Source organism: Streptomyces sp. NPDC051578, from assembly GCF_044454045.1.
GTDB lineage: Bacteria > Actinomycetota > Actinomycetes > Streptomycetales > Streptomycetaceae > Streptomyces.
This window is the reverse complement of record NZ_JBITDH010000005.1, coordinates 243,308-266,068: the sequence shown is the minus strand read 5'-3', so window position 1 is coordinate 266,068 and position 22,761 is coordinate 243,308. Positions and strand designations below refer to the sequence as shown.

Annotated in this window: 22 protein-coding genes; 14 read left to right on the top strand and 8 right to left on the bottom strand. The window is 69.0% G+C overall.

From position 1 onward, the window contains the following. Nucleotides 1–9: 9 nt before the first annotated feature. Nucleotides 10–555, bottom strand: a complete 546-nt coding sequence (locus ACIA6C_RS22875) for a restriction endonuclease (RefSeq protein WP_399278418.1) — start codon at nt 553–555, stop codon at nt 10–12. A 589-nt stretch (nt 556–1,144) separates the two neighbouring features. On the opposite strand from ACIA6C_RS22875, the gene ACIA6C_RS22870 reads away from it, so the two are divergent. Next, nucleotides 1,145–1,876 (top strand): hypothetical protein, encoded by a 732-nt coding sequence (locus ACIA6C_RS22870; RefSeq protein ID WP_399278416.1) that lies wholly within the window; start codon nt 1,145–1,147, stop codon nt 1,874–1,876. A 26-nt stretch (nt 1,877–1,902) separates the two neighbouring features. Here ACIA6C_RS22870 and ACIA6C_RS22865 read toward each other — a convergent pair whose 3' ends face one another. Both ACIA6C_RS22865 and ACIA6C_RS22860 read right to left on the bottom strand, forming a co-directional pair. Further along, complete coding sequence (locus ACIA6C_RS22865) at nt 1,903–2,724, bottom strand: class I SAM-dependent methyltransferase (RefSeq protein WP_399278414.1); 822 nt, start codon at nt 2,722–2,724, stop codon at nt 1,903–1,905. Then, a complete protein-coding gene (locus tag ACIA6C_RS22860; protein ID WP_399278412.1) occupies nt 2,721–4,034 on the bottom strand; it encodes a helix-turn-helix domain-containing protein in 1,314 nt (437 codons plus the stop codon). Before ACIA6C_RS22860 ends, ACIA6C_RS22865 begins: the two co-directional genes overlap by 4 nt. 156 nt (nt 4,035–4,190) lie before the next feature. On the opposite strand from ACIA6C_RS22860, the gene ACIA6C_RS22855 reads away from it, so the two are divergent. The 8 genes from ACIA6C_RS22855 (at nt 4,191) to ACIA6C_RS22820 (ending at nt 9,033) form a co-directional block, all read left to right on the top strand. Further along, entirely contained in the window at nt 4,191–4,397 is a 207-nt protein-coding gene (locus ACIA6C_RS22855) for a hypothetical protein (RefSeq protein ID WP_399278410.1), read from the top strand. After that, entirely contained in the window at nt 4,394–4,753 is a 360-nt protein-coding gene (locus ACIA6C_RS22850) for a DUF6415 family natural product biosynthesis protein (protein ID WP_399278408.1), read from the top strand. The genes ACIA6C_RS22855 and ACIA6C_RS22850 overlap by 4 nt, the downstream gene beginning before the upstream one ends. Nucleotides 4,754–4,909: 156 nt before the next feature. Then, nucleotides 4,910–5,044 (top strand): hypothetical protein, encoded by a 135-nt coding sequence (locus tag ACIA6C_RS22845; protein ID WP_266906427.1) that lies wholly within the window; start codon nt 4,910–4,912, stop codon nt 5,042–5,044. Between the two features lie 94 nt (nt 5,045–5,138). Next, nucleotides 5,139–6,638, top strand: coding sequence for an MBL fold metallo-hydrolase (locus tag ACIA6C_RS22840; RefSeq protein WP_399278406.1), 1,500 nt, complete (start codon nt 5,139–5,141; stop codon nt 6,636–6,638). Continuing rightward, nucleotides 6,635–7,504: a hypothetical protein gene (locus ACIA6C_RS22835; protein ID WP_399278404.1), complete on the top strand. Its 870-nt coding sequence runs from the start codon at nt 6,635–6,637 to the stop codon at nt 7,502–7,504. Before ACIA6C_RS22840 ends, ACIA6C_RS22835 begins: the two co-directional genes overlap by 4 nt. A gap of 48 nt (nt 7,505–7,552) precedes the next feature. Beyond that, the gene (locus ACIA6C_RS22830; RefSeq protein WP_399278402.1) at nt 7,553–7,906 is read left to right on the top strand and encodes a VOC family protein; all 354 of its coding nucleotides are present in this window, start codon (nt 7,553–7,555) and stop codon (nt 7,904–7,906) included. 17 nt (nt 7,907–7,923) lie between these two features. After that, a complete protein-coding gene (locus ACIA6C_RS22825; protein ID WP_399278400.1) occupies nt 7,924–8,559 on the top strand; it encodes a GNAT family N-acetyltransferase in 636 nt (211 codons plus the stop codon). A 60-nt stretch (nt 8,560–8,619) separates the two neighbouring features. After that, a complete protein-coding gene (locus ACIA6C_RS22820) occupies nt 8,620–9,033 on the top strand; it encodes an NUDIX hydrolase (RefSeq protein ID WP_399278398.1) in 414 nt (137 codons plus the stop codon). Between the two features lie 428 nt (nt 9,034–9,461). On the opposite strand, the gene ACIA6C_RS22815 is transcribed toward ACIA6C_RS22820, so the two are convergent. Together ACIA6C_RS22815 and ACIA6C_RS22810 are read right to left on the bottom strand one after the other, a co-directional pair. After that, entirely contained in the window at nt 9,462–10,280 is an 819-nt protein-coding gene (locus ACIA6C_RS22815) for a hypothetical protein (RefSeq protein ID WP_399278396.1), read from the bottom strand. 850 nt (nt 10,281–11,130) lie between these two features. Next, a complete protein-coding gene (locus ACIA6C_RS22810) occupies nt 11,131–12,369 on the bottom strand; it encodes a PucR family transcriptional regulator (RefSeq protein WP_399278394.1) in 1,239 nt (412 codons plus the stop codon). A 323-nt stretch (nt 12,370–12,692) separates the two neighbouring features. Here ACIA6C_RS22810 and ACIA6C_RS22805 point away from each other — a divergent pair, with 323 nt between their 5' ends. After that, a complete protein-coding gene (locus ACIA6C_RS22805) occupies nt 12,693–13,301 on the top strand; it encodes a helix-turn-helix domain-containing protein (protein ID WP_399278392.1) in 609 nt (202 codons plus the stop codon). Nucleotides 13,302–13,440: 139 nt separating this feature from the next. Here ACIA6C_RS22805 and ACIA6C_RS22800 read toward each other — a convergent pair whose 3' ends face one another. The 3 genes from ACIA6C_RS22800 to ACIA6C_RS22790 all read right to left on the bottom strand — a co-directional run bounded on the left by ACIA6C_RS22800 (nt 13,441) and on the right by ACIA6C_RS22790 (nt 17,851). After that, nucleotides 13,441–14,805, bottom strand: a complete 1,365-nt coding sequence (locus ACIA6C_RS22800) for an NAD(P)/FAD-dependent oxidoreductase (protein ID WP_399278390.1) — start codon at nt 14,803–14,805, stop codon at nt 13,441–13,443. Between the two features lie 47 nt (nt 14,806–14,852). Continuing rightward, nucleotides 14,853–15,890 (bottom strand): dihydrodipicolinate reductase, encoded by a 1,038-nt coding sequence (locus tag ACIA6C_RS22795; protein WP_399278388.1) that lies wholly within the window; start codon nt 15,888–15,890, stop codon nt 14,853–14,855. 512 nt (nt 15,891–16,402) lie between these two features. Beyond that, nucleotides 16,403–17,851: an APC family permease gene (locus ACIA6C_RS22790; RefSeq protein WP_399278386.1), complete on the bottom strand. Its 1,449-nt coding sequence runs from the start codon at nt 17,849–17,851 to the stop codon at nt 16,403–16,405. Between the two features lie 361 nt (nt 17,852–18,212). On the opposite strand from ACIA6C_RS22790, the gene ACIA6C_RS22785 reads away from it, so the two are divergent. The 4 genes from ACIA6C_RS22785 to ACIA6C_RS22770 are packed head-to-tail and all read left to right on the top strand — an operon-like array spanning nt 18,213 to nt 22,755. After that, nucleotides 18,213–19,748: a flavin-containing monooxygenase gene (locus ACIA6C_RS22785; RefSeq protein ID WP_399278384.1), complete on the top strand. Its 1,536-nt coding sequence runs from the start codon at nt 18,213–18,215 to the stop codon at nt 19,746–19,748. Next, entirely contained in the window at nt 19,741–20,676 is a 936-nt protein-coding gene (locus tag ACIA6C_RS22780; RefSeq protein ID WP_399278383.1) for an alpha/beta fold hydrolase, read from the top strand. Before ACIA6C_RS22785 ends, ACIA6C_RS22780 begins: the two co-directional genes overlap by 8 nt. Continuing rightward, on the top strand, nt 20,660–22,054 hold the full coding sequence (locus ACIA6C_RS22775; protein WP_399278381.1) for a flavin monoamine oxidase family protein: 1,395 nt from the start codon (nt 20,660–20,662) through the stop codon (nt 22,052–22,054). The genes ACIA6C_RS22780 and ACIA6C_RS22775 overlap by 17 nt, the downstream gene beginning before the upstream one ends. Then, entirely contained in the window at nt 22,051–22,755 is a 705-nt protein-coding gene (locus ACIA6C_RS22770) for a transporter (protein ID WP_399278379.1), read from the top strand. The genes ACIA6C_RS22775 and ACIA6C_RS22770 overlap by 4 nt, the downstream gene beginning before the upstream one ends. Nucleotides 22,756–22,761: the final 6 nt, after the last annotated feature.

Genomic DNA, 22,761 nt, shown 5'->3' with positions numbered 1-22,761 from the left:
CAGCTTCGGCTATCCGTACGTCTTTTTCCGTCGGGCGCGATGTTGGGGGTCTCCCTGGCCGGAGCCATTCACAGAGGCGAGAGCGGACAGTGCGGCGCCGTTGTTCCAAAGGCCGAGGTGGTCGCGGTGGACGGCCAGGACACCGTTCTGCACAGCGCAGCGCTCGGCAGGGCCGCTGAAGTAGGTGGTAGTCACGAAGATCGCGACGTCGGCGCCGAAGTGCACTTTGGAACCAAGGAGGTTGCGGACCTCGCTGTTGGAGATCTTCCGCTTCGGGTTATAGCGCTTGCACTGGATCACCATGGTCCGGCCGTCGGGCAACCGTCCCCGGACGTCCGCGCCATCGTCGTGCGAGCGACCGACCCGGCGCACATCGGTGCATCCGTCCCGTCGACACAGGCCGGCCACGAACTCCTCGAAGTCCGTTCCGTCCATCGCGTCGACTTCGATCAGGGTCCGGTGGCCCGTGCTGACCGCGTCCTCGTGACGCCACATCCGGTCACCGTTGCGGATGAGCCGGTCCGTCTTCCATAACCACCACCCTCCTGCGGTCACGGCCCCGATGACCAGAGTCCCTACGAGGTAGGGCCAGATCACGGCCCATGACGACGTGAGCACGCCGAGAACAGCGATACCTCCAACGGCTCCCGCAGCGAGCCGGTCGTCCCTGCGCTTACGCCGCGACGACCGGCGCTTCGGCCTACGAGCTGCCACCCGTTTCCTCCCCCTGGTGTCGGCCGCCAGTGTGGGTGAGGAACTGCGCAAGCGTAAGAGCGCCTGTTGGCCATGGCTCCTCTCCCGGCAGCAGGGCCCCGATACTGACCGCTTCAGAATGAAGTTCGCTCTCGTGCGAGGTCAGCAGAGAGGGCTGTCGACCGTGCTGTTGAAGGAACCGGCATCAGTCGCGAGGCAACCGCCGTCGGTGATGGGTGGCATGCTCGCAGCCATGAGTCTGAACATCTCGTTACGGGCGCGGTGGGGTCGGCGCGCACGGCGCTGGGGCGACGAGGCTATAGCTGAGCTTCGCGCCGATCTTGATCGGCTGGGATATGGGTGGTGGCCGATTCCACCGCGGCTGAGGGTTGCTCTTCGGCATACGTGCGCAGCGGAATTCCCGTGGTGCGTCTTCATGCTTGCTGCGGTCATGCTTGCCTACATCGCGGTCGCGTACTTCGTGATTGTGCTGGGCCTCTACCGCGAGCACGATCCGCCTTGGCGCTGGATGTTGGCGTGGGCAATTTCGGTCACGTTGCTCATGAAGCTGTGCGTGAAGACAAGAGGTGCCGGTCTACCGTTCGTCCGCAACCTGCTCACCTTGGAGTGCAAGGCAACGATCAGAGCCTGCTCCGAGGCATATGGCGCCAGCCATGCTCAGCGGGCGGAGAAGCTGTCTGCGGTTGGGACCGCATTGCGTCGCCTTGAGGGGGACGTGATGCGGGCGCATCGCCGTTCCGGGACCGTTGCCTTCCTGTCCCCCGGGCGCCGAGAGCTGAAGGTCCACGCCGGTCAGGTGGTCGCCAAGCTACGCGAAGCAGAGGCCACCTTGGGACACGGGGATCACGCAGCGGTGCTCAGCGAGATCGCCGGTCTGGCCGCGACGATCGCTGAGCAACATGTGGCCGGCCACATCGGATCTCTCCTCCCCAAGCCTGCGCTGGAGGGCAAGCAGCCGGTCCGCGACCGAGAGGTGCTCCGTGTAGCTGCGGCTGTCGTGCTGATCGCCGGGGGCGTGGTCGGGCTGGCCTTCCTCGGCCTTCCCGACATGGCAACGGTTGCCGCAGGAACCGCTTGGGCCGTGCTGATCACGATGGCGCTGTTCGGCAGCAACTGGGCTCGCTACCTCCCCATCCTCGACCTCTTCAAGCCGGGCCCCTGAGCGCTCCTTGGGCAGAAAGCCGCGGCCTACGCGCCCACCGCGCGACAGACCAGGATTCCGCCAAGGCAGGTGATTCGGAACGCGCCCTCTCTCCTGATGGTCTCGCCCACCCTTTCGCGAGCCCGTTCGATCGTTTCCTTGAACGGCACGCCCATTTGGTCGGCCCATGCCTCGTACGAGGCCAGGTGGGCGACCACCGGCGCGGCGTCAGTCACCTCGATCACGCCTGGGAGAGGGGTGGTGCGGACATCTCCGAAGACGGCGCCCAGGATGGCCGGGGCGTCTTCCAGGGTGAAGCGGGCAGAGAGCTGGACGCGTGCCGGTCCCTCAGCGACGCCGAGGACGTCGCCGGCGGCCCGTCGCCAGAGGTCCTCCAGTTCCTGCTTGTCCGTCCGGCTGTTCGTAGACGCGATGGCGATGCCTCCCTGGGCTAGGACACGACCCAGCTCTTGGGCGGCTTGGGCCTGGTCCTCGACGTGGTAGAGCATGTGCATGGCCAGTACTGCGCCCAGGGCCCCGTCCGCGATCGGGAGTCTCTGGGCGTCGCCGGCCACGGCACCGGCGATGCCTGCCACGATGCCGGGAGAGATATCCATGGGGAGAACTGTCAGGTCCGGCCGGTCGGCGCGTACCCGCTGTACGAACTTGCCGTTGCCGCAGCCCACGTCCGCAACTGCCCCACGGACGCCAGCCAGCTCGTCGACGACGATGCCGGGGAGGTCGTGTCGCGGGGTCTGCCACTGGTAGAGGGACTGGCGGGCGGCAAGGTGCTGGCCGGTGCCGTACGCCTGGGTGGAGAGCAGGCGCCGGTCGGTCACGGAAGGGTCGTTCATGGGCTGGGTGGTCATCGCGGCTCCGTGGGTGTGCTGACGAGAGCGGGCCGGTCGGTTACCTCGCGGATGTGGTCCCGAAGATCGATCACCGGCCGTGAATCACGGTACGGCCCGCTGCCGATGAGCGTGCCCAGTTTGCGAAGCCTGATGGTGATGCTCGCGGTGTACTGATCCGCGCCAAGGACTGCGACGAGTTCCGTACCGGCTCCTTCCACTTCGCCGCTCGCCAGGTATGCGGTCGCCAGGTCCAGATGCGCGGCGTGTAGGTCTCCGGAGGATCGGTCCCCTTCAGCCCCGGCCTGGTACAGCTCCACCGCACGGCTGGACGCCGCTATCGCCCGCTGGACTTGTTCGTCGCCGTCGACGGCCAGCAGCGTGGTGCCCGTGTAGGCCCACTGCTTGGCCTCGGGGAAGGCGAAGACGCCTGGCAGTTCGTCTCGTTCCGCGCTGCTGCGGGCGTCATGGGCCAGTGCGAGGGAGCGCAACGCGCTGCGGCCGTCTCCGTCGGCTGCGAGGGCACGGGCCTCCAGGCTCAGCAGTCGTGCCGTAAGCGTTCCTGAGCCAGGCCCTCGGCCATCCTCGCGTCCGGCCCGTGCCAGATCTGCGGCTCGCCTGTAGTCGCCCTTCCAGTAAGCGGCCAGCGACTGGAACGAGCGAGCCCAGGCTCGCAGCCTCGGGTGCTCCGCGATCTCCGCGCACTGCACCACCGTCCGCGCATGCGTGGAGGCCGAGGGCTGGTGGCCGAGGTCGAGGGACACGTGCGCCGCGAGGCCGGACAACCATCCTGCGAGCACGTACAGGTGTCGCGTCTGACCAGGATGCTGGCGTCCCTCGAGTAATCGGAACACGTCCGTGCGCAGGGAACGGATCTCCGGGACCAGCAGAGTCAGGGGTCGGCTGACGAAGTCTCTGGCGAGACGCTCCAGGTCGGCGTCAAACTGCTCCAGTACCAATTCGTTGACGTTGGTAGCTGCAGCGTGTCGGGCGAGCCGGGCTGACAGCTCCGTGTCGGCCTGGAGACTGCTCGCCTCATTGCCGGGCGCCGCAGACGCGTCCTGCGCGGAAGCTGGGCTGGTCGGCTCTCCCTTCGGCTGCAAGCCCAGCTCTGCCTCGCTTACGACACCGAACACCGCGCACAGCGCCGCCCTGTAGTCGCCCGAGGGCCAGGTGATCGCTCCGCGTTCCAGCCGGGAGATCCAGTTCGCATCGAGTTCGGGGTCACGGCCCGTGGCCGCTTGGACCTGTGTGCACACCCGTTGGGCGGCCTGGGCCTGTGTCCATCGCTGCTCGCGCCTCAGTCGGCGCAGGATCTCGTTCGCCATCATCCCGCCGTCCGCTGGTCGAGTTGGGCGCCCGGAAGCCTAGCGGGATTCTGCCTAGCTCGTGCCTACAACGTGCCTAGTGGAATGCCCTGTTCGGTGACCTGGCGCCGGAGTTGACTGAACTCCAGCCCCCGCTCAGACAGCTCCGGGAGAGCCTTCGTGATCACCCACGCAACTGCGGTCCGGCGCGACATCACGTACAACCACGTCGAGCAGCAGGCAACGCTGCCGATCGCGCTGCACCGTCTCGACGGCACCACCGAGATCACGACTCTGGTCCTCGCCCCCGCCCAGCTGGAGGTCCTGTGCGCGCAGATGGACCGGGCGCTTGGGATACGGGAGGCGGCTGCGGGGCACCTGGCATGACGACGAGGGCTGCGACTCAGGCGTCAGTACCCGCGGACACCGTGCGCGCCCTGTGCGCCCGCGTCCTCACGCCCCACACCTACCGCATACAGGGCAGTGACGTACGGGAGGCCACGGCCCTTCTGCACGGCTACCTCCAGCTCCTGCTCTGCGAGCGGGACGGGGGCAGCCAAGCCTGCACGGATGCCGAACTTCTCCTGTCGCACGGGCCCGGCGAGGGGCGTCTCGAGGCCTGGGTTCACATGCAGGCTCTCGCCCGCGTCTGCCGAGTCCTACTGGCCGAACGCCACGCGTCGCGGAACAACACCGGCGCCGGCCGGACTTCGCAGGCCCCGGACATGGTGGTGACGCAGTGAGGCAGCGGATTGCCGTGATCGTTTACGTGATCCTCTGCAGTGCCGTCGTCGGCAGTCTCCTGTCCGCCACCGAACACTGACCACCCGCCGCTTGCGGCGGCGGGGCACGGCGGCTGCATCCGCACCGTCGAGAAACCGAAGTGATGGAGGCACGTCATGAACCGACCCAAGCCCCAGACGAAGCCGAGTGCGCCCGTGACCGCGGAGGCGGTCCGCCGGCTCCAGCAGCGCGTGACGGCGTTCGCCGCCACCGGGACCACCCACAACTCCCCGACCACGTACCACCGGTAGGCCTGCCGGTCCGCAGACAGGTGCGGAGGGGGACGTCCGCTGTCCCCTTCCGCGCCACCCCCGCACCCTTCCTGACCGTGCAAAGGAGTTCGTCATGGCAGCAGCCCCCGTCGGCCTGGAACTGACCTTCCTCGGCCACCAGACCTGGCACATCACCGACGGTCTCTCCTCCGTCCTTCTCGACCCGATCCTCGCGCCGGCCTTCGGCGCCGGGAGCCTGGAGTTCGAGATCTGGCCGCCCCGCGCCGTGGACACCGAGGGCATGCCCACCCCCAACGCGGTGATCCTCAGCCACGAGCACCTGGACCACTTCCACCTCCCCTCGCTCGACCTCCTCGCCCGTACGGTGCCCGTCTACACCGGCACCACCACCCCGGCCGCCGTCACGGACGCCATCGAGGCCCTGGGCTTCACTGTGCACCGCGTGGACCACACCCAGCCGCTGAACGTCGGCGACGTCGAGATCACCCTCTACCCCGCCGGCGCCCGCACCCTCTTCTGGGAGAAGCGCGTCTCCCAGCCCCTGGTCCGCCTGGCCGGCACCACCGGCAACGACGTCTTCATCGGCGTCGACGCCGACGTCTCCGACCTCTACATCGAGCAGCTGGCCCAGGGCACCCTCGCCCCGCCCCGGCTCGCCGTGGTCTCCAACAACGCCCAGACCGTCCCGTACGGGGCCCTCGGCGCGGACAACAACCTGTTGCCCGGCATGGACGGACCCCGCAACCGCACCACCGGCCTCCAGATCCTCAACGGCCTGCTCATCGACTACCTCAAGCCCTTGGACGGCGTACGGGACGTCGCCCTGTGCGGCAACGGCTTCACCGCGCCCCGCAGCCCCCACGGCCCGTTCCTCTACGCCGACCACAAGGCCCTGGCCGCGACCGCGAACGAGCTCCAGCACCTCTTCCGCGTCCACGGCCCCCGCCCCGGCGACCGCCTCACCGTCCCGGCGGGCGACGGTCCTGTCACCACCTCCCGCGCTCCCTGGGTCACACCCGACCCCGTGGCGGAGAAGTCCGCGCTCGCCGCGCTCGCTGACTTCCTCGACTCCCCGCAGCGCGTCGAGCCGACCCCGGTCACCCCGGCCCTGGCCGAGGAGGAGTGGGAGAAGGCCGACGCCCTGGTGGTCGAGGAGCTTCCCCGGCTCGCCCGTGAGCTGATCGCCACCCGTACCGGCGCCCTGGCCACCAGCATCCACGACTACCTCGCCGGCCCTCTCGGAGCGCACCGCGCCGTCCTGCGCCTCCTCGACCCGCCCGGCCGCCCCGGCGAGATCGACTCCTACGCCTGGAACATCACCGGCCCCACCTGGGACAAGATCGCCACGACCAGCCGGGAGGAGGCCTTGGCCGCCCACCCCTTCGGCATCGAGATCTACTTCCAGGACTTCGCCGCCGTCTTCCTCGGCCGCGCCCAGATCTGGGACGTCGTCGGCGGCTCGTACCAGGGATGGCACATAGGCGAGAACCTCGACTCCCCCGTCTACGCCCTCTTCGCGATCTACGGCGAGCACCAGCGGCCCGACCTCGCCGCCCGCTGCTACGCCCACAGCCTCGCCGCGCTCGGCATCCACCAGGAGAGCGCGGCATGACCACCGCCCCCGCCGGGCCGCTGGACGGCGCCGCCCGCACGCGGCCCGACGGGTGGCTGGCCAACCCGCTCACCACTGACCCCGCCACGGCCGAGCGTCAGGCTTACGTGATCCTCGCGCGCCACCACCCGGGCGAGCCGGGACCGGTGTGCTGCCTGACCGCCCGCTACCGCACCGCCGTCTTCGCTCTGGGTGTCCCACCCCGTCGGGTCCTGAAGCGCCACGCGGACGAGGCCGGCTACCTCGGCGAAGTCCTCGCCTACGACCTCCTGGCCGACGAGAACGTCCTGCCGGACCTCCACCGCGCCTGCGACACCTCCCGCACCCTGCTGGTCGACCACCTCGACGAGGAAGTCACCCTCTCGGGCACCGACGCCTTCGACGAGCTGGTCCGCTCGGTCGCCCTCATCCACACCGCCTCCGCCCGCTGGCAGCCCGAGGTCGCCAAAACCATGGCCCTCTGGCACATCACAGCCGCCCTGGATGCCCCGTCCCCGGCCTGGATCACCCGCCCCGACGACTGGCACCGACTCCTCCAGCTCGTCACAGACGCCCACGGACCCGACCACGTACCGCTCGGTCACCTGGACCTCAAGCCGGAACACGTCCGCCGCCGCGCTGACGGGCACCTCGCCCTCATCGACGCAGAAACTCTCCGCCCGGACATCACCGGCCTGCCCGACCTGGTCACCCTCGCCCACATGGCTGACCAGCAAGGGCACCCGTCCCCGCGCTGGGTACGCCACGCCTACCTGCACCACGCACGAGAACTCGGCGCCCACTGGAACGATCACGACCTCATACGCTCCCTGACAGCGTTCGCCGCAGCCACCGGCCTCCGTTCCCTGCACGGCGCCCACGAGTGACCCACCCCAGCGGTACCGTGCCACTTCCCGACACAAGGAGAATCCCAAGTGCGCGGTATCCGCACCGTCATGGTCTTCGTCGACGACCCCGAAGCCGCCGCCCGCTGGTGGGGCGACATCTTCGAAGCCGATGTCAAGCTCGACATCAACGGCACCGCCGTCTACGCCTGGCTCGACCTCGACGGACTCGAGTTCGGCTTCCACCAGGCGTCCCCCAAAGCCAACGCCCACGGGCGAAGCACCGTCCCGTACTGGTCCGTCGAGAACCTCGACACCGAACGCAAGCGCCTCCTGGAAGCGGGCTGCACCCACCACCGCGGCCCCCTCGACGTGGAGCCCGGCCGACGCATCTGCCAGCTCATCGACCCCTTCGGCACCGTCTTCGGACTCGACGGGCCCTGACCCCTCGGAGCCCACCCATGCGCCACTGGCCCCTCACCGCCCTCCAGCTCACCACCGCCGACCTCGTCCTGCGCCTCCCCTCGGACGACGATCTCGACGCGCTCGCCCAGGTGGCCGCCGACGGGGTCGTCCCCGACGGCGCCGTGTACTTCCCGCAGCCCTGGGCCTCCGCCCCGCCGGCCGAGAGGGCCAGGAACGTCGTACAGAACCACTGGTGGGCGAGGGGTGACTGGACCCGCGAGAACTGGCGTCTGCTCCTGGCCGTCTTCCACGACGGCCAGGTCATCGGCCAGCAGAATCTCTCCGCACGCGACTTCGCCATCACCGGCGAGGCCCGGACCGGCTTCTGGCTCGGCCGCCGCTTCCAGGGCCAGGGCTACGGCTGCCAGATGCGCGCCGCTGCCCTGGCCCTCGCCTTCGACGGCCTCGGTGCCGCCCGCGTCACCTCCACCGCCTTCGCCGACAACGCCGCCTCCCGAGCGGTGTCCCGAAAGTTCGGCTACCGCCCAAACGGTGTCCACCGGATCTCCGTCGACGGCCACCCCTACGACGCCCACGAGGAGGTCATAGAGGCGGCCGACTGGCAGGGTTGCGCGAGCCTGGTGCCTGTCGGAATAGCCGGGCTGCCTGACTGCATCCCGCTCTTCCGCTGACTGGCGTGCTGGGCGTCGATACGATCTTCGGCCCATCCTGGCCGTCCTGGAGGAGTAGACGTGACGCAGCAAGGCGCTGAGGAGCGACCGGGCATCGCCGCGGCCATCGTGGTACACGAAGGCCGCGTGCTGATGGTCCGGCGGCGCGTCAGCGAGGGCCAGCTCTCCTGGCAGTTCCCGGCCGGCGAGGTCGAGCCCAACGAAGCCCTCGAGGACGCCGCCGTACGGGAGACCCAGGAGGAGACCGGGCTTGCCGTGAAAGCGGTGAAGCTGCTCGGCAAGCGGATCCACCCGGCCACCGGCCGACGGATGTCGTATACCGCCTGCGAGGCGGTCGGCGGTAATGCGCACGTGGCGGACACCAACGAGCTCGCCGAGCTGGCGTGGGTCGCCCATGCAGAGATCTCGCGGTATGTCCCGTACGGGCTGTTCGAGCCGGTGCAGGCACACCTCGACTCGGTGTTGAACCGCTGACGGTGCCTGTCGACACGCAACACCTCTGAGGGCCAACGCGTTTCGGCGTTGGCCCTCAGGGTGCTCATGGGGGGCAAGACCGGGTTGTCAGCTGTGTGATGAGGGCTCGCGCTTCGGGTGCGAGGCCGCCGGTGATCTCCTGGGCGCAGAGCGTGCCGGATCGATTCGTGAGGTCATGGAGACGGTGATCCAGTTCTCGGCGACGCGCTGGAGGGCCTGCTGCGCGCGGAGGATGGCCGGGTAAGCGGTCTTTTGAGCTGCCGCAGGCACAGCTCGAAGCCGCCGACACGGGCTCCGACGCTCTCCTCCTGGCCGGAGCAGCAGGCGTCGCCGCCGACAATGGCGCTCTTGCCCAGCTGGTTGGCGTCAGCCTTGACGACGTAGGGCTCCAATCCGGACGAGTGCCGGCAGGTCAGGGGGACCGTCTTTCAGGCATCCCGTCGCTCCTCATGGCTGGCCAGCTGCACGCGTAGCCGCTCGGCCTCGGCTTCGGCCCGGCGTAGTCGGCGCTCCAAGACAGCGCGATCTGGCGGCGGGTTTTCGGGCTTCGGCGCCTCATTCCGTGGGATAAGCCAGCCCACGCGCTGATACGCGACGATCGCGCGAGCGTGGGGACACGTGTGGCAGGAGCGTTCCGGCCTCGGACGCGGCCAGCCTGCCGCCAGCAATCGGCGGGTGTGCTCACGTTGCTGTTCGGAATGCAGCGTCGGGTCCGAGACCCAGACCTGCTCGAATTCCTCGATCATCTGATTAACCCTCGCGGCCTCGGCCAAGCGCGGCCCATCAGCAGGTTTCCAGTCGAGGGCCGGCGCTACAACCTCGCCTACGTGTCCGCAGGCCAGCGTCACCTTCCAGAAGGCCGACGTGTGCGCTCCGTCATGCCGAAGCACGGCCCATACGTCGGCATCGGCCCATTCGGGAGGTTCCACCGGGTCCGCGGGAAAGCTCACCTCCCGTCGGGCTCCCCACTCAATGATGTCGCGGTAGGGGGCGTCAGCGGAATCATCGTGCTGGCAGTACACCTGTCCCTGCGGCAATGCTTCACCGCCCCCAAGGCCGCGCCACTGCCTCTCGCTCGGCGGGGTGCGGTCGTCCGGTACCAGCATCTCCTTGATGCAATCGCAATCCAGCTGGACCCGCCATCGGTAGTACCGGTCCGGGTCCGGCGCGAAGAACGGCCACAGCACCGGAGAAATCCCCCTGCGGCGATCGGAATTGAATTTCTCGTACTCGCGCAGGACGTCCATGCGCCGCTTTGCCCGGCCCGGAAGCCGGCGCGCTACAGCGGGTGGGCGCACACCTGCGGCAGGGTCGTTCACGTTCGAGTCCTCTCGCCCAGCGAAACACTGCTACCGACGCTAGAAACCCTGAGATCGAACCGCTGCCGAAATAGCGACCGTTTCGCCTGAACGAAGGAGACGAGGCTGTCGCCGCCCTCGTCGTCCCGTGCATGACTGCACCCGCGTCGCTGGCGAGGACAGCCGAGCGCGGCCTCAACAACGTCACGCTCCACGTGACAGAGGCCGTCACGTCGCTCCGACAAGCCCGCCTACGCCGGCAACATGCGCGACCGCCGCCGGGTGTGCCTCCGTGGTCAGCCCCAGGGGCTGATGCTGACCATTTGCTGACCAAGACCCCGTCACCACGCCGCTGACCTGCGGAAACGTCCAGATGTCAGATGTTGGACTTGAACAGAGTACGCAGCACTTGGGACTCCTCTGAGACGGCTCCCCGCCTGCTTTGTGCAGGTCAAGGGCGGTCTCGACTGTACACCGGCACGCGCCGGACGATGTTTGTGAGGAACATCGCTCTGTCCGGGCGAGACGGCTCTCACCTGGGCTTTCACGCCATCACCGGCATCTGTTCGGGCGATTCTCCGGGAACGCGCTGCGGCTCATGCTGACCGAATGCTGACTTACCTGATGAGCCGTCAACCGAGCAAGCCTCTCCGCCCATCTACACACCACAGACCTGTCGACACCGATTTCGCGCCAGTTGACGCAAGACGGCCCCCTGGCCAGTCGGCCGGTCCAGGCCGATCCTTAGCGACGCTGCCCGGCAGATGCCGACCGCGGCCCCGTGCTTCGTGAGCTCAGCTCAGCTCGGAGCGACCGTCACGATGTCAGGCGCGATGTCCAACACCAGAAGGGCCGCCGCCACGTGGGTCGGGTTGTCCTCCACCTTGACGGCCGAGAGCTCGTTGGCGCGTGAGACCCGCCGTTCGACGGTGTTGCGGTGCGCGTAGAGGTTGGCGGCCGCCCGGGTGGTACTGAAGCCGCACTGCACATAGGTGAGCAGTGTCTGCCGCAGCGCTGTGTCGGCTTCGGCCAATGGCCCGAGGGTGTTGATGACGAACCGGCGTGCGCCGGGCCGGTCCTTCGTGAGCGCGTCGATCAGCTCGACGTCGGCGTAGGCGGTGAATCGCCGGTCGGACCCCAGCCGGATCACCAGCGCCTGCGCCGCGAGGGCGTCCTGGTGGCTGGAGCGGAATCCATCGAGACCGCGTCCCGGCCTTCCCACTGCCGCGCGGACCTCGTCGACCGCCGCGAGGTCCTTCTCCACGTGTCGAGGGTCCGGGACGGCTTCCCCCGAGAGCCAGATCCACCGTGACGTGGCGCTGGCGCGCGCCACCAGGGCGGCGCTTCGGCCGCCGACGGAGGAGCGCACGGCGGCGATCGCCTCGTCCAGGACGTCGGCGTCCTGGGGATCATCGACCCAGAGGACGAGGCCCATGTGCCACCGCGCCATCCGGTAGCGCAGGTGCCCTTCGGCGAGGTCCTCCGCCATCGGTGCCCCACTGGCGATCAGCTGGATCAGTGCGATCCCCTCCGCATCCGTGTTGCCCATCGCTGCGGCGAGGCCGGCTTGCCGCAGGGCCGCGACGGAGTCGAGGGCGTACTGCACCAGCGACTGCGCCGTCACGTCCAGGACCCCGACGAGAAGGACGGGGTCGGCGCAGTCCGCCACGCATTCCTCCAGCCAGCGCCGCCAGCCGATCCCCAGGGCCACACGCCAGGCGACGGCGAAGTCGGGCGCGATGCCCCGGGAGACGAGGTCGTTGATGTACGCCGTGGTCCTCGGGCTGACGTAGGGCTCTACCCTCCGCCCCGGTTGCTGAACGTTTGCGGTCAACCACTGGACAAGGTCGGAGCGGTTGAGCGCGCGATCCTCCTCGACCAGCGATGCGTCCGCGAGGAGGGCGGGATCGTTCTGGGCGATGAGAGAGGGTCTTGCGAAGGCGCCGACCAGGGCGTCCGTTTCCGTCAGCAGGCGCTGGCACAGTGACCTGATCGCGTCAGCGACCTCACGCGAGGGCGGGGGCCACAGCTCGTCCATGTTCTCAGTGTCCCTCTGCTCTCGGGGAGCCGAGGCTCCCGACATGCCGTGTCACAGACAGATGAAGGGCTCGTCGGCGGCCTGGCCGACGGCGAAGGCGCGGGCTGCCGACCGCCGCTGTTTACTACCACTAAACAGCGGCAGATTTACCACGCCCTCGTCGACGCTACAAGGGGTTCGCCGCCGTCGCCCCCTCCGCAGGGGCGCACCGACCGCCCCTGGCGCGCATGCCTTAGCCTCGTGCCACGGAGAGGACTCGTCCGGGTCGGCCCGTCACCTGACAGGCGCACGACCTCGGCCTCGGGACGGGCGGTGAGCACACCATGTCCATCGGTGACAGCGGGACGGCAGGCGGAGCGGAGAGGGGGGCCGCCGCCCTCGAAGCGTCCACAGGCGCGCAGCTGCGGAAGATCAGGCTCGACCGCGGGTTGTCGTTGACGGAGGTCGCGCACCGGGCAGAGGTCACCAAGGGCTTTCTGAGCCAGTTGGAGCGCGGGCTCACCAGCGTGTCCGTCCCGACGTTGCTGCGCGTCTGCGAGGTGCTGCGGATCGGTGTCGGGGAGCTGTTCGCGTACCCCGACGAGCAAGTCGTGGAGGGTGGAAGCCGGATCGACATGGGCGGTGAGGGCGTGGCCGAATACCTGCTCACGCCCGCCGGCACCACGGCATTCCAGGTCTTCCGTTCCGTGATCGAGCCGGGCGGGGGCACCGGAGGCCCCTATCGGCTCGACACCGCCACGATCTTCGCGATGGGACTGAGCGGCTCGACCCGTCTGATCGTCGGGGGCGAGACCCGGATGCTGTCGGCAGGGGCGTCCACCTCGTTCTCCGGACAGACGCTTCACCAGTTCGATAATCCGGGTGCGACGGTGAGCGAGGTCCTCTGGGTCCTGTCGCCTCCCCTGCTGCGCGCCGCGCGAGGACCCGCATAAGTTCTGTCGTCACATGTCGGGCCCACATCAGGAGTGATGCGAGGGCGACGGACGGCTGCTCCGTGAGAGCGGCGCGGTCTTGTCGTAGCGAGTGGCGGTGTCACATCACACCGTCACAGAGCAAGCGCCACCCGAACCTTCAGAAGTCCCCGCGCCTGGCACGACGGAGCGCCCGCCGGGCCAGCGTCCTGCTGCCGTTGAAGAAGTCGTTGAACCGGTCCAGCCCCCAGATGGCTCGGAGGACGAACGGCTGCATCAGCAGCGACATCGACGGCGAGTACTTCGAGGCGTCCGACCAGATGCCGGCGAGGTCCTCCGGCATCTCACCGTCGACGATGTAGTCGGCGAGCTGATGGGTCACGTACGGCACCTGGCAGAGGCCGTGGCCGTTGCAGGCCATCGCGTAGAAGACGTTGTCACCCACCTGCCCGGCGACCGACAGCCAGTCCGGGCTGATGCCGATCCACCCGCCCCAGGCCCGCTCGATGGCCACGTCGGACAGCGACGGGAACCGGTTGGCCAGATCCTTCCCCATGTCCCGCACGACACCGGGGTCCGGGACCCGGTCCGGGAGCGGGTAGGCCTGGCCTCGCTGGGCTTTGCGGACCCCGCAGACGATGGTGTTGCGCTCGGTGAGCCGGTAGTGGGTCATCAACTGGTGCTGGGTGATGATGCCGGACCGACTGGTCCAGTCCAGCGCGGCGAGCCGCTCCGGCGCGATGGGTTCCGACTCGATCTCGATGACGTACAGCGGCGTCGCGAGGTTCTTGGGAGTGATGTCCCACTCGCCGCCGTAGACGCTGGTTGCGAGCAGCACCTTGTTGGCCCGCACGGTGCCGTGCGGTGTCGTGATCTCGACGGTGCTGCCGGTCCGCCGGACGTCGCTCACCCGCGACTGCTCGAAGACCTTGGCCGAGGAGGCGAGCAGTGCGCGGCGCACACCCCGAGCGAGCTTGCCCGGGTTCAGCATCCCGCCGATGGATTCCCGCATCCCGCCCACGAAACCTGCGGGGAGGCCGAGTTCCTCTCTGCTGCCGACGGTCCCGTCCCCACCGAAGGCGCGCAGGATCGCCGCCTGGGTACGCACCCTGAGCATCATGAGGGGTGAGACCGCACCCCACACCAGGCCGTTCGCCACGTAGTCGCAGTCGATGTCGTGCGTCTTGATGAGGTTTTCCACATAATGGCCAGCGTGCTCCGCCAGTTTGGCCATGACCGGCATCTTCTTCGGGGACTGGAGGCTGAGCATCCGCAAGTCGCCACCCGGCGCCCCGGCGATCTGACCGCCGTTGCGCGAGGCCGAGCCGTAGCCGCAGAACTCGGCCTCCAGCAGGACCACGTCCTGGTCGCGCTCCGCGAGGCGCAGCGCAGCCGCCATGCCACCCATGCCGCCGCCGATGACGGCGATGTCACAGGTGAGATCGCCGTCCAGCGCGGGCTGCACGTCGTCCGGCGGGTCGATCCAGCCGGTGAAGTTGCTGTACTTCGTGCCGTCGGTCCTCATGCTGCGCTGGTCTCCTTTTAGCAGTAGTGGAGGCGTGTGTCGCCGTGTCAGTCCTGAGAGGTCGTGGCCCCGAGCGAGGCTCGGGCTGCTCGTCGCTCTCCCTTGGCCGCGACCGAGCGGACCGGGAGGTCCCCCATCGACAGGAGACCGGGACGCGCCTCGACGACAGCGGTGGAGGCATTGACCGCCGCTGCGATGGTGCTGAGGAAGGAATCGAAGCCCACGGAGGAACGAAGGTCGACGACCTGCTCCTCTCCGACGATCCGATAACCGTCCCCCGCGGCCACCTCATCGGCCGGCTCGAAGAACCCGAACGTGATCTCCAGGTCGATCACCGCTTCGCCCTTGAGCACGCCCCGGGCGGCATGAGTGACAGCCGCGACCTGCCCCGGTTCGATACACATGTGGTCCCCGACGCGCGGCGAAGTCGTCACGACCGCGGGCTCGACCTCTCCCATGTCCACCGAGTCGAGATCCCATCCGAGCCCTGCCGCGAGCGCCCCGATGGCCTGCTCGAAGCCGTGGTGTCCGACGACCTCGCCCCGGCTGCGAGCCGTCGCGAACTCGCGCATGGTCAGACGGAGGCTGAACTTCGACAGGATCGCGCCATAGCGTGACATGTTCGTCCGTCGGCGGATCCGCACGCTCTCCACACGCTGAGTCAAAGCGGTCAGCAGGAGAGGAAGGGTGTCCATCAGGATGCCCGGGTTCGCCCCGCTGCCCAGGACCGTCACGCCATGCGCCTTCGCCGTGTCGTCGAGCCGTCGGGCCAGGTCGGGATGGCTCTGCCATGGATAGGCCAGCTCTTCGCAGATGCTCAGGACGTTGTACGAACGCTCCAGCAGCGGCAGCAGGACGTCGGCCACCCTGTGCAGATCCGAAACGGTCGCCACGATCGCGAGGTCGGCGGTGGGCAGGTCGGCCGGGTCGCTCACGATGACGACGCCGTTCGCGGCGCCGCCAAGCAGCGCTCCGAGGTCTTGACCAATCACGCGGGGGTCCCGGTCCGCTGCTCCGACGATCTCCACGTCCGCGCGTTGCAGCAGGGAAGAAGCGATGGCCCGGCCGGTGGCGGCGAGGCCCACGATGACAGTCTGATTACTCAATGCACACCCCTAGACGCCCCGGTCGGCACGTCCTCGACACGGTGTTCAGCGAAACTGGACTTCGCCTGTGGCGATTGCCTCGCATCTCACTGTCGTCAGCCACGACCGCGGTGAGAACGACACGGGGCACCTGGTTCCCCTGGGGATGGTGCATGGCGCACAGGCCGATCGCGCCCCTGCGCTCGTACGCCGGCCGAGCCAACGCCATGCCGACTGCGGTGTTGGACGCCGTCGAGGAGTTCGACGTGGTGTTCATCGGAGCGGGAATCGCCGGGACCGGCGCGGCCCCCCTCTCAGCCGAGAGCTCCCCGACAGGTCACCAGGCCCTGTCGATGAATGTCAGGCCCACATCAGCAGGTCGTCCAGCCGCTTCCGCCCCCGCGACGGCGCGGGCAGCGGCGTCCGGACGAACTCCCACTCGCCATCGGACAGTTCGCGACGACGTACCACCCCATCGTGATCCACTCGGCAAGATCATTCGAGGACATCACCTAGAGCCGCTCGTAGACGGCCGGGCGGCGCGCTCGCAGGACGAGGGCCTGCACCGCGCCGGCCACGGCCGAGAGGGCGACGAGACCGCCGATCACCCAGGCGCCCGTGACGGTGCCGACGAGGAGCGGGAAGTTGACGACCATCAGGCAGACCACACAGGCCAGGCCGAGGAAGGCGACGCCCGGGGCCACGACCGTACGCCACACCGACTGCCGCCCGTCGGCGCGCCGGAAGAACCCGATGACCGCGAGGCTGGTGGCCGCCATCAGCAGGACGACGCCGAGGGTGGCGGCGCCGGAGAACCATGCGTAGAGGTCCCCGATCGGGTCGAGGCCGAGCGCGGCGACGACGAGCGTGGTGGTGAACGCGACCGCCGAGGCGACGGCCGAGGAGGCCGACGGCGCGCGGTGCCGTGAGTGGACGACGCCCAGCGACGCCGGAAGCGCACCGGCCCGGGACAGCGCGAACTGGTAGCGCGTCACGACGTTGTGGAAGGCCAGCACGCAGGCGAACTGGCTGGTGATCAGGAGGAGTTGCATGATGTCGGCCCAGACGGAGCCCACGTAGCTCCGCGTCAGCGTGAGGACCAGGCCCTCGGGGTCGGCCTGCGCGGCTCCGACCACCGCGTCGACGCCGGCACCCACCACGATCGCCCACACGGTGAACGAGTAGAAGACCCCGATGACCAGGATCGCGACGTACGTCGCCCGCGGGACCGTGGCGTCGGGGTCCTTCGCCTCGTTGCGGAACACGGCCGTCGCCTCGAAGCCGATGAACCCGAAAAGGGCGAACATGACGCCGAGGCCCAGGGATCCGGTGCCCGCGATCGAGGGCGACAGCGGCTCGGCCGTCAGGCCGTTGGCGCCGCCGTGGCCCACGATGCCGAGGTCCAGGACCAGGAGCAGCAAGGATTCCAGCACCAGCACGGCACCGAGCACCTTGGCGCTCAGCTCGATGTCGCGGTAGCCGAGGAAGGCGATGACGCCGAGCGAGACGAGCGCCCACGACCACCACGGGGAGCCGACGTCGGCGTACCGCTCGATGACGTTGCTCGTCGCGACGCCGACGTAGGCGTTCACCCCGACGAGGAGCAGCGTGTAGGAGAAGAGCGCGAGGGTCGCGGCCGAGAGACCGGGGATCCGGCCCAGCCCCGCCTGGACGTAGGCGTAGAAGGCGCCCGCGTTGCGTACCCGTCCGACCATCAGCGTGAAGCCGACCGCGAAGATCAGCAGCATCACGGTGGACAGCGCGAAGTACAGCGGCATCCCCGGGCTGCCGCTCACGGTGAAGGCGAGCGGCACCCCACCGGCCACAAGCCCGAGCGGCGCCGCTGCGGCGACGACCATGAACACGATCTGCGATACGCCGAGCCCGCGGTTGAGCGGGTCGCCCGAGCCCGCTTCACCGCCGGGTACTTCGACGTGCCCTGTCTTGGAGAGGTCGGTCATCGCGACACCTTTCGGCTCACGGGCCGGTACCGGCTCGTCGTGGGTGGGTGAAGGGGTGCGTGAGGCGGTACGCCCACGCGAGAGGAGGTGGCTCCGCGCGGGCCCCCCGCGACAGCGGGTTCGGCCTCCGCGCACGACCACGGCCACGTGTTTAGTGCGACTAAACACGTGAGGGGCAAACCACTATCACGCCGTCCTCGCCCCCGCAACGGGTGCGCCAGGTCGGTCGGGGCGCAGCGGCCCGGGGCCGCCTGTGCATCGTGCACCGAGCCCTGGCAAAGGAGGTGCGCGCTGTCGTTCTCGCAGGCGGGCGCTGCTCGCGACAGTGAGGTAACCGCCACAGGAACAGCGAGGAAACGCCATGACAGCTGAGGTGTTGGACGCCGTCGAGGAATTCGACGTGGTGATCATCGGAGCCGGGATCTCCGGGATCGGCGCGGCCTCCTATTTCAGCCGGGAGCTCCCCGAGAAGTCGCTCGCCGTGCTGGAAGCGCGCGACGACATCGGAGGCACGTGGGACCTGTTCCGCTATCCCGGCATCCGCTCGGACTCCGACCTCCACACGTTCGGATACGCGTTCAAGCCCTGGCGCCACAAAGCCGCGATCGCCGACGCTCCCCTCATCAAGGGGTACCTCCACGAGACCGTCGAGGAGAACGGCCTGGAGCGCGTCCTCAGGCTCGGCCACCGGGTCGTCCGCTCGGAGTGGTCCACGGCGGACTCACGGTGGACTCTCACCGTCCAGACGTCGGACCCCGCCACGGGAGCGAGCCGGATCAAGACGATCCACGCGGGATGGGTCTTCGCCGCCACCGGCTACTACCGGTACGACGAGGGGTTCTCCCCGGAGTTCCCGGGGCGGGACGACTTCGAGGGCCGGATCGTCCATCCGCAGCACTGGCCCGAGGACCTCGACTACAGCGGCAAGAAGGTCGTCGTCATCGGCAGCGGCGCGACCGCGATCACACTGGTGCCGGCCATGACCACCGGGGCGGGCGCCGCCCGGCACGTGACGATGCTGCAGCGCACCCCCACCTACGTCATGGCGCTCCCCCGGGTCGACAGGGTCGCCCTGGCGCTCACGAAACTGCTCGGAGAGGAGCGCGGGTACGCCGTGACGCGGTTCAAGAACATCTGGACCGAACACGCCGTCGTGAAGGGCCTGCGGACCTTCCCCAAGGCCGGACGGGCCTTCATCCGGCACGAGAACGTCAAGCGCCTTCCCAAGGGGTTCGACGTCGACAAGCACTTCAACCCGCCGTACGACCCGTGGGACCAGCGGCTGTGCGTGGCGCCGGACGGGGACTTCTTCGACGCGATCAAGGACGGAAGGGCCTCTGTCGTCACCGACGCCGTGGCACGGTTCAGCAAGCGCGGAATCGTCCTGGCGTCGGGCGAGGAACTGGAAGCCGACGTCATCGTCACCGCGACGGGACTGAACCTCCAGCTCTTCGACGGCATGCCCCTCGTGGTAGACGGACGCCAGGTCGACCTCGCGGACGCGCTCTGTTACCGCGGCATGCTGCTGAGCGGCATCCCGAACTGGGCGATGGCGATCGGCTACACCACCTCGTCCTGGACGCTCAAGGTGAGTCTGATGTGTCGCTACTTCATCGACTTGGTCAGGCACATGGACGCCCGCGGATACGACACGGTGGTTCCGGTCGCACCGGCGGGAACGAAGCGCAGGCCCGTCATGGACCTTCAGGCCGGGTACGCCAAGCGCGGCGAGAAGCTCCTGCCCCAGCAGGGCCCCGAGAAGCCCTGGCGGATGGCGATGTCCTACCCCGAGGACGCCAAGGCCCTGCGTGGCCCGGTGGCCGACGAGAACCTCGAGTTCGGCGCCCGCCGGGCGGCCGCGCAGTCGCCCGGCGGGAGGCGCGCCACCCATGCCTGAGGCCAGTGGCTCCGAGAGCGCCGACCAGTACGCGGCTCTGCCGTCCGGGATGACGATCTGCTTCCGGGACCACGGCGACGAGGACGACCCAGCGATGCTGCTCATCGCGGGACTGGGCGAAGACCTCACCTTCTGGACCGACTCGTTCGTCGGCTCCCTCGTCACCAGGGGCTTCCGGGTCGTCGCGATCGACAACCGCGACGCCGGCCAGTCGACGTTCGTCGCCGCGCCCCCTCCCGGGATCTGGCGTCAGATCGCCGCGCGCCCGCGCGGCGACGCGTACGCACTGGCCGACATGGCACAGGACGCCGTCGGCGTACTCGACCATCTCGGGATCTCGCGGGTGCACCTGGTCGGGCGGTCGATGGGCGGGATGATCGCGCAGACGATCGCGGCCACGGCGCCCGAGCGGGTCCTGTCGCTGGCCTCCCTCTACTCCACCACCGGGGCGCGCAAGGTGGGGCAGCCGGCTCTGTCGACGATCCGGCTCCTCGCCGCCCCGCCCGCGAGGAACAGAACCGCGGCGGTCCGTGCCCACCTGCGGCTCACCCGGCACGTCGCGGGGACGGGGCATCCCATCGACGACGCGGCCGAGGCGGCCATCGCGGCTCGCGGCTGGGACCGCAGCGCCGGTGACCCGGCGGCCGGCACGGCGCGACAGATCCAGGCCATCCAGCGTTCCGGAGACCGGACGGCCCAGCTGAGCAGGATCACCGCCCCGACGCTTGTCATCCACGGCGACCGGGACCCGCTGGTGCACCCGAGCGGCGGCGCCGCGACCGTCCGGGCGATCCGCTCGGCGCAGCACGTGGTCATCCCCGGCATGGGCCACCACATCCCCGAGGCGCTCATCGACCCCGTCACGACCTACATCTCGCAGCACGCGAACCGCGTGGGCGAAGGAGGAAACCATGTCCGGATCTCGTAAGTCCGACTCCAGGGACACCACGGTCGACATCGTGATCGTCGGTGCCGGATTCGCCGGTCTGAGCGCCGCCGAGCGGCTGGTGAGCACCGGGCGGTCCGTCCTGGTCGTGGAAGGCCGCGACCGGGTCGGAGGCCGCTCGCTCTCCGGCGAGGTGGCAGGCGTGAAGGTCGACCTCGGAGCGACATGGGTGGCACAACGCCACACCGCCATCCGGGACCTCGCGCACCGGATGGGGTGCACCACGACCGGCCAGTTCGACCAGGGTCGCAACGTGCTGTGGATGGCCGGTCGGCGCCGCACCTACAGCGGCACCATTCCCAAGGTCTCCCCCGCGACCCTGGTGGACATGGCCCGCATGCAGACGGCGGTGAACAAGCTGGTGGCGACCATCGACGTGAACGCCGCGTGGGAGACGCCCGGGGCGGGCCGGCTCGACGCCGTCTCGTTCGGCGAGTGGCTCGACCGGAAGTGCGCGCTGCCCGGCACCCGTGCGCTGATGACCATCGTCAGCAAGGTGCAGTGGGGCTGCACCCCGGGAGACGTCTCCCTGCTGCACGTACTGCGCTACATCCGTGCAGCGGGCGGGCTCAACCACATGCTGGACGTCGAGGGCGGAGCGAACCAGGACCGGTTCACCGAAACCACCCAGGAGGTCGCCAAGCGGGTGGCGGAGCGGCTCGGCGACCGCGTGCGCCTGGAGACACCGGCGCGCCGCATCACGCAGGACGACGACGGCGTCACCGTCCACACCGACTCCGGCGAGATCCACGCGGGATACGCGATCGTCACGGCCGCCCCGGCGCACCGCGCCACCATCGAGTTCGAACCCGCTCTGCCCGAGCAGGCCGAGGGACTCATACGAACGTGGCGCATGGGCGTCCTCAGCAAGGCCTTCGTGGCCTACGAGAAGCCGTTCTGGCGGACCGACGGATGCTCCGGCGAGGCGGTGACCGACACCGGCACCGTGTTCATCACCTTCGACGTGTCCCCCGCCCCCGGCGGACCGGGTGTTCTGATGGCCTTCTGCGACCCTCGCGTCTTCGACGGCTTCGACCCCGAGACCCGACGCGATCTGGTCATCCAGCAGCTCGTCGACCTCTACGGTCCGCAGGCCCACACCCCGATCGACTACCTGGACCACTGCTGGGGTTCGGAACCGTTCGCCCCCGGAGGCCCCCACCCTGTCGCCGGCCCCCACACGACGGTGAGCTACGGAAAGGCTCTGACCGAGCCCCACGGGCGCATCCACTGGGCCGGCACCGAAACCGCCGGCGAATGGGCCGGCACCATGAACGGCGCGGTCCTGACGGGCCAGCGCACCGCCGAGAACATCGCCACCCTCCTGTCCCGTGACGTCCGAGAGGGGGCGTCGCGTTGAAGGAGGCGCTGTTCCTGCTGGCCGACCTGTGGATGATCTTCGTCGGCTACTTCTACGGCTGGAAGTTCATCCGCCGGTACGGCAACTACCTCCTCGGTCTCGAATGTATGGTCGTCGCGACGTCGGGCAGCAACTTCCTGCTCTGGTCGCTGCTCGGTGGCGACAGCGGCAGCGTCCTGTACGACGTGGCGTACTTCTTCGACGCGTTCTCCAGGTCGGTCGGCATCACGCTCATCCTGATCATGGCCCTGATGCAGGTGACCCATCGCTACAAGCCGAGCGTCGGCGTCGATGTGGCCGTGTTCGGGGTAGCGATCGTGGCCGGCCTGTTCCTCCGGCAGTTCCACGGCGCGGATCTCCACACCGGCGGCACCGCGTTCTGGGTCGCCGTGTTCTACGTCGTCGTCAATCTCCTCACGGCGGTCTTCCTCGGGTACTTCGTCAAGCGGCTCTGGGACGCGGGCGCGAGGTGGCCGGCGGTCTGGACGGGACTGGTCACGGCCGCCGGGACCGCCATCGCGATGACGTACGACTTCTTCCCGCTGCCGTTCGACGACGCGAACCGCACGATCTTCTACACCGCCGCGCTGGCGACCTGGGGCACCCAGGGATTCGTCTACTTCCGCGCCTACCGCGCGCTGCACGACCGCAACGCGGCCTTGGACGCCAACCCGGCTCGCGCGGCCGGGGCCCCCGCATGAACCCGA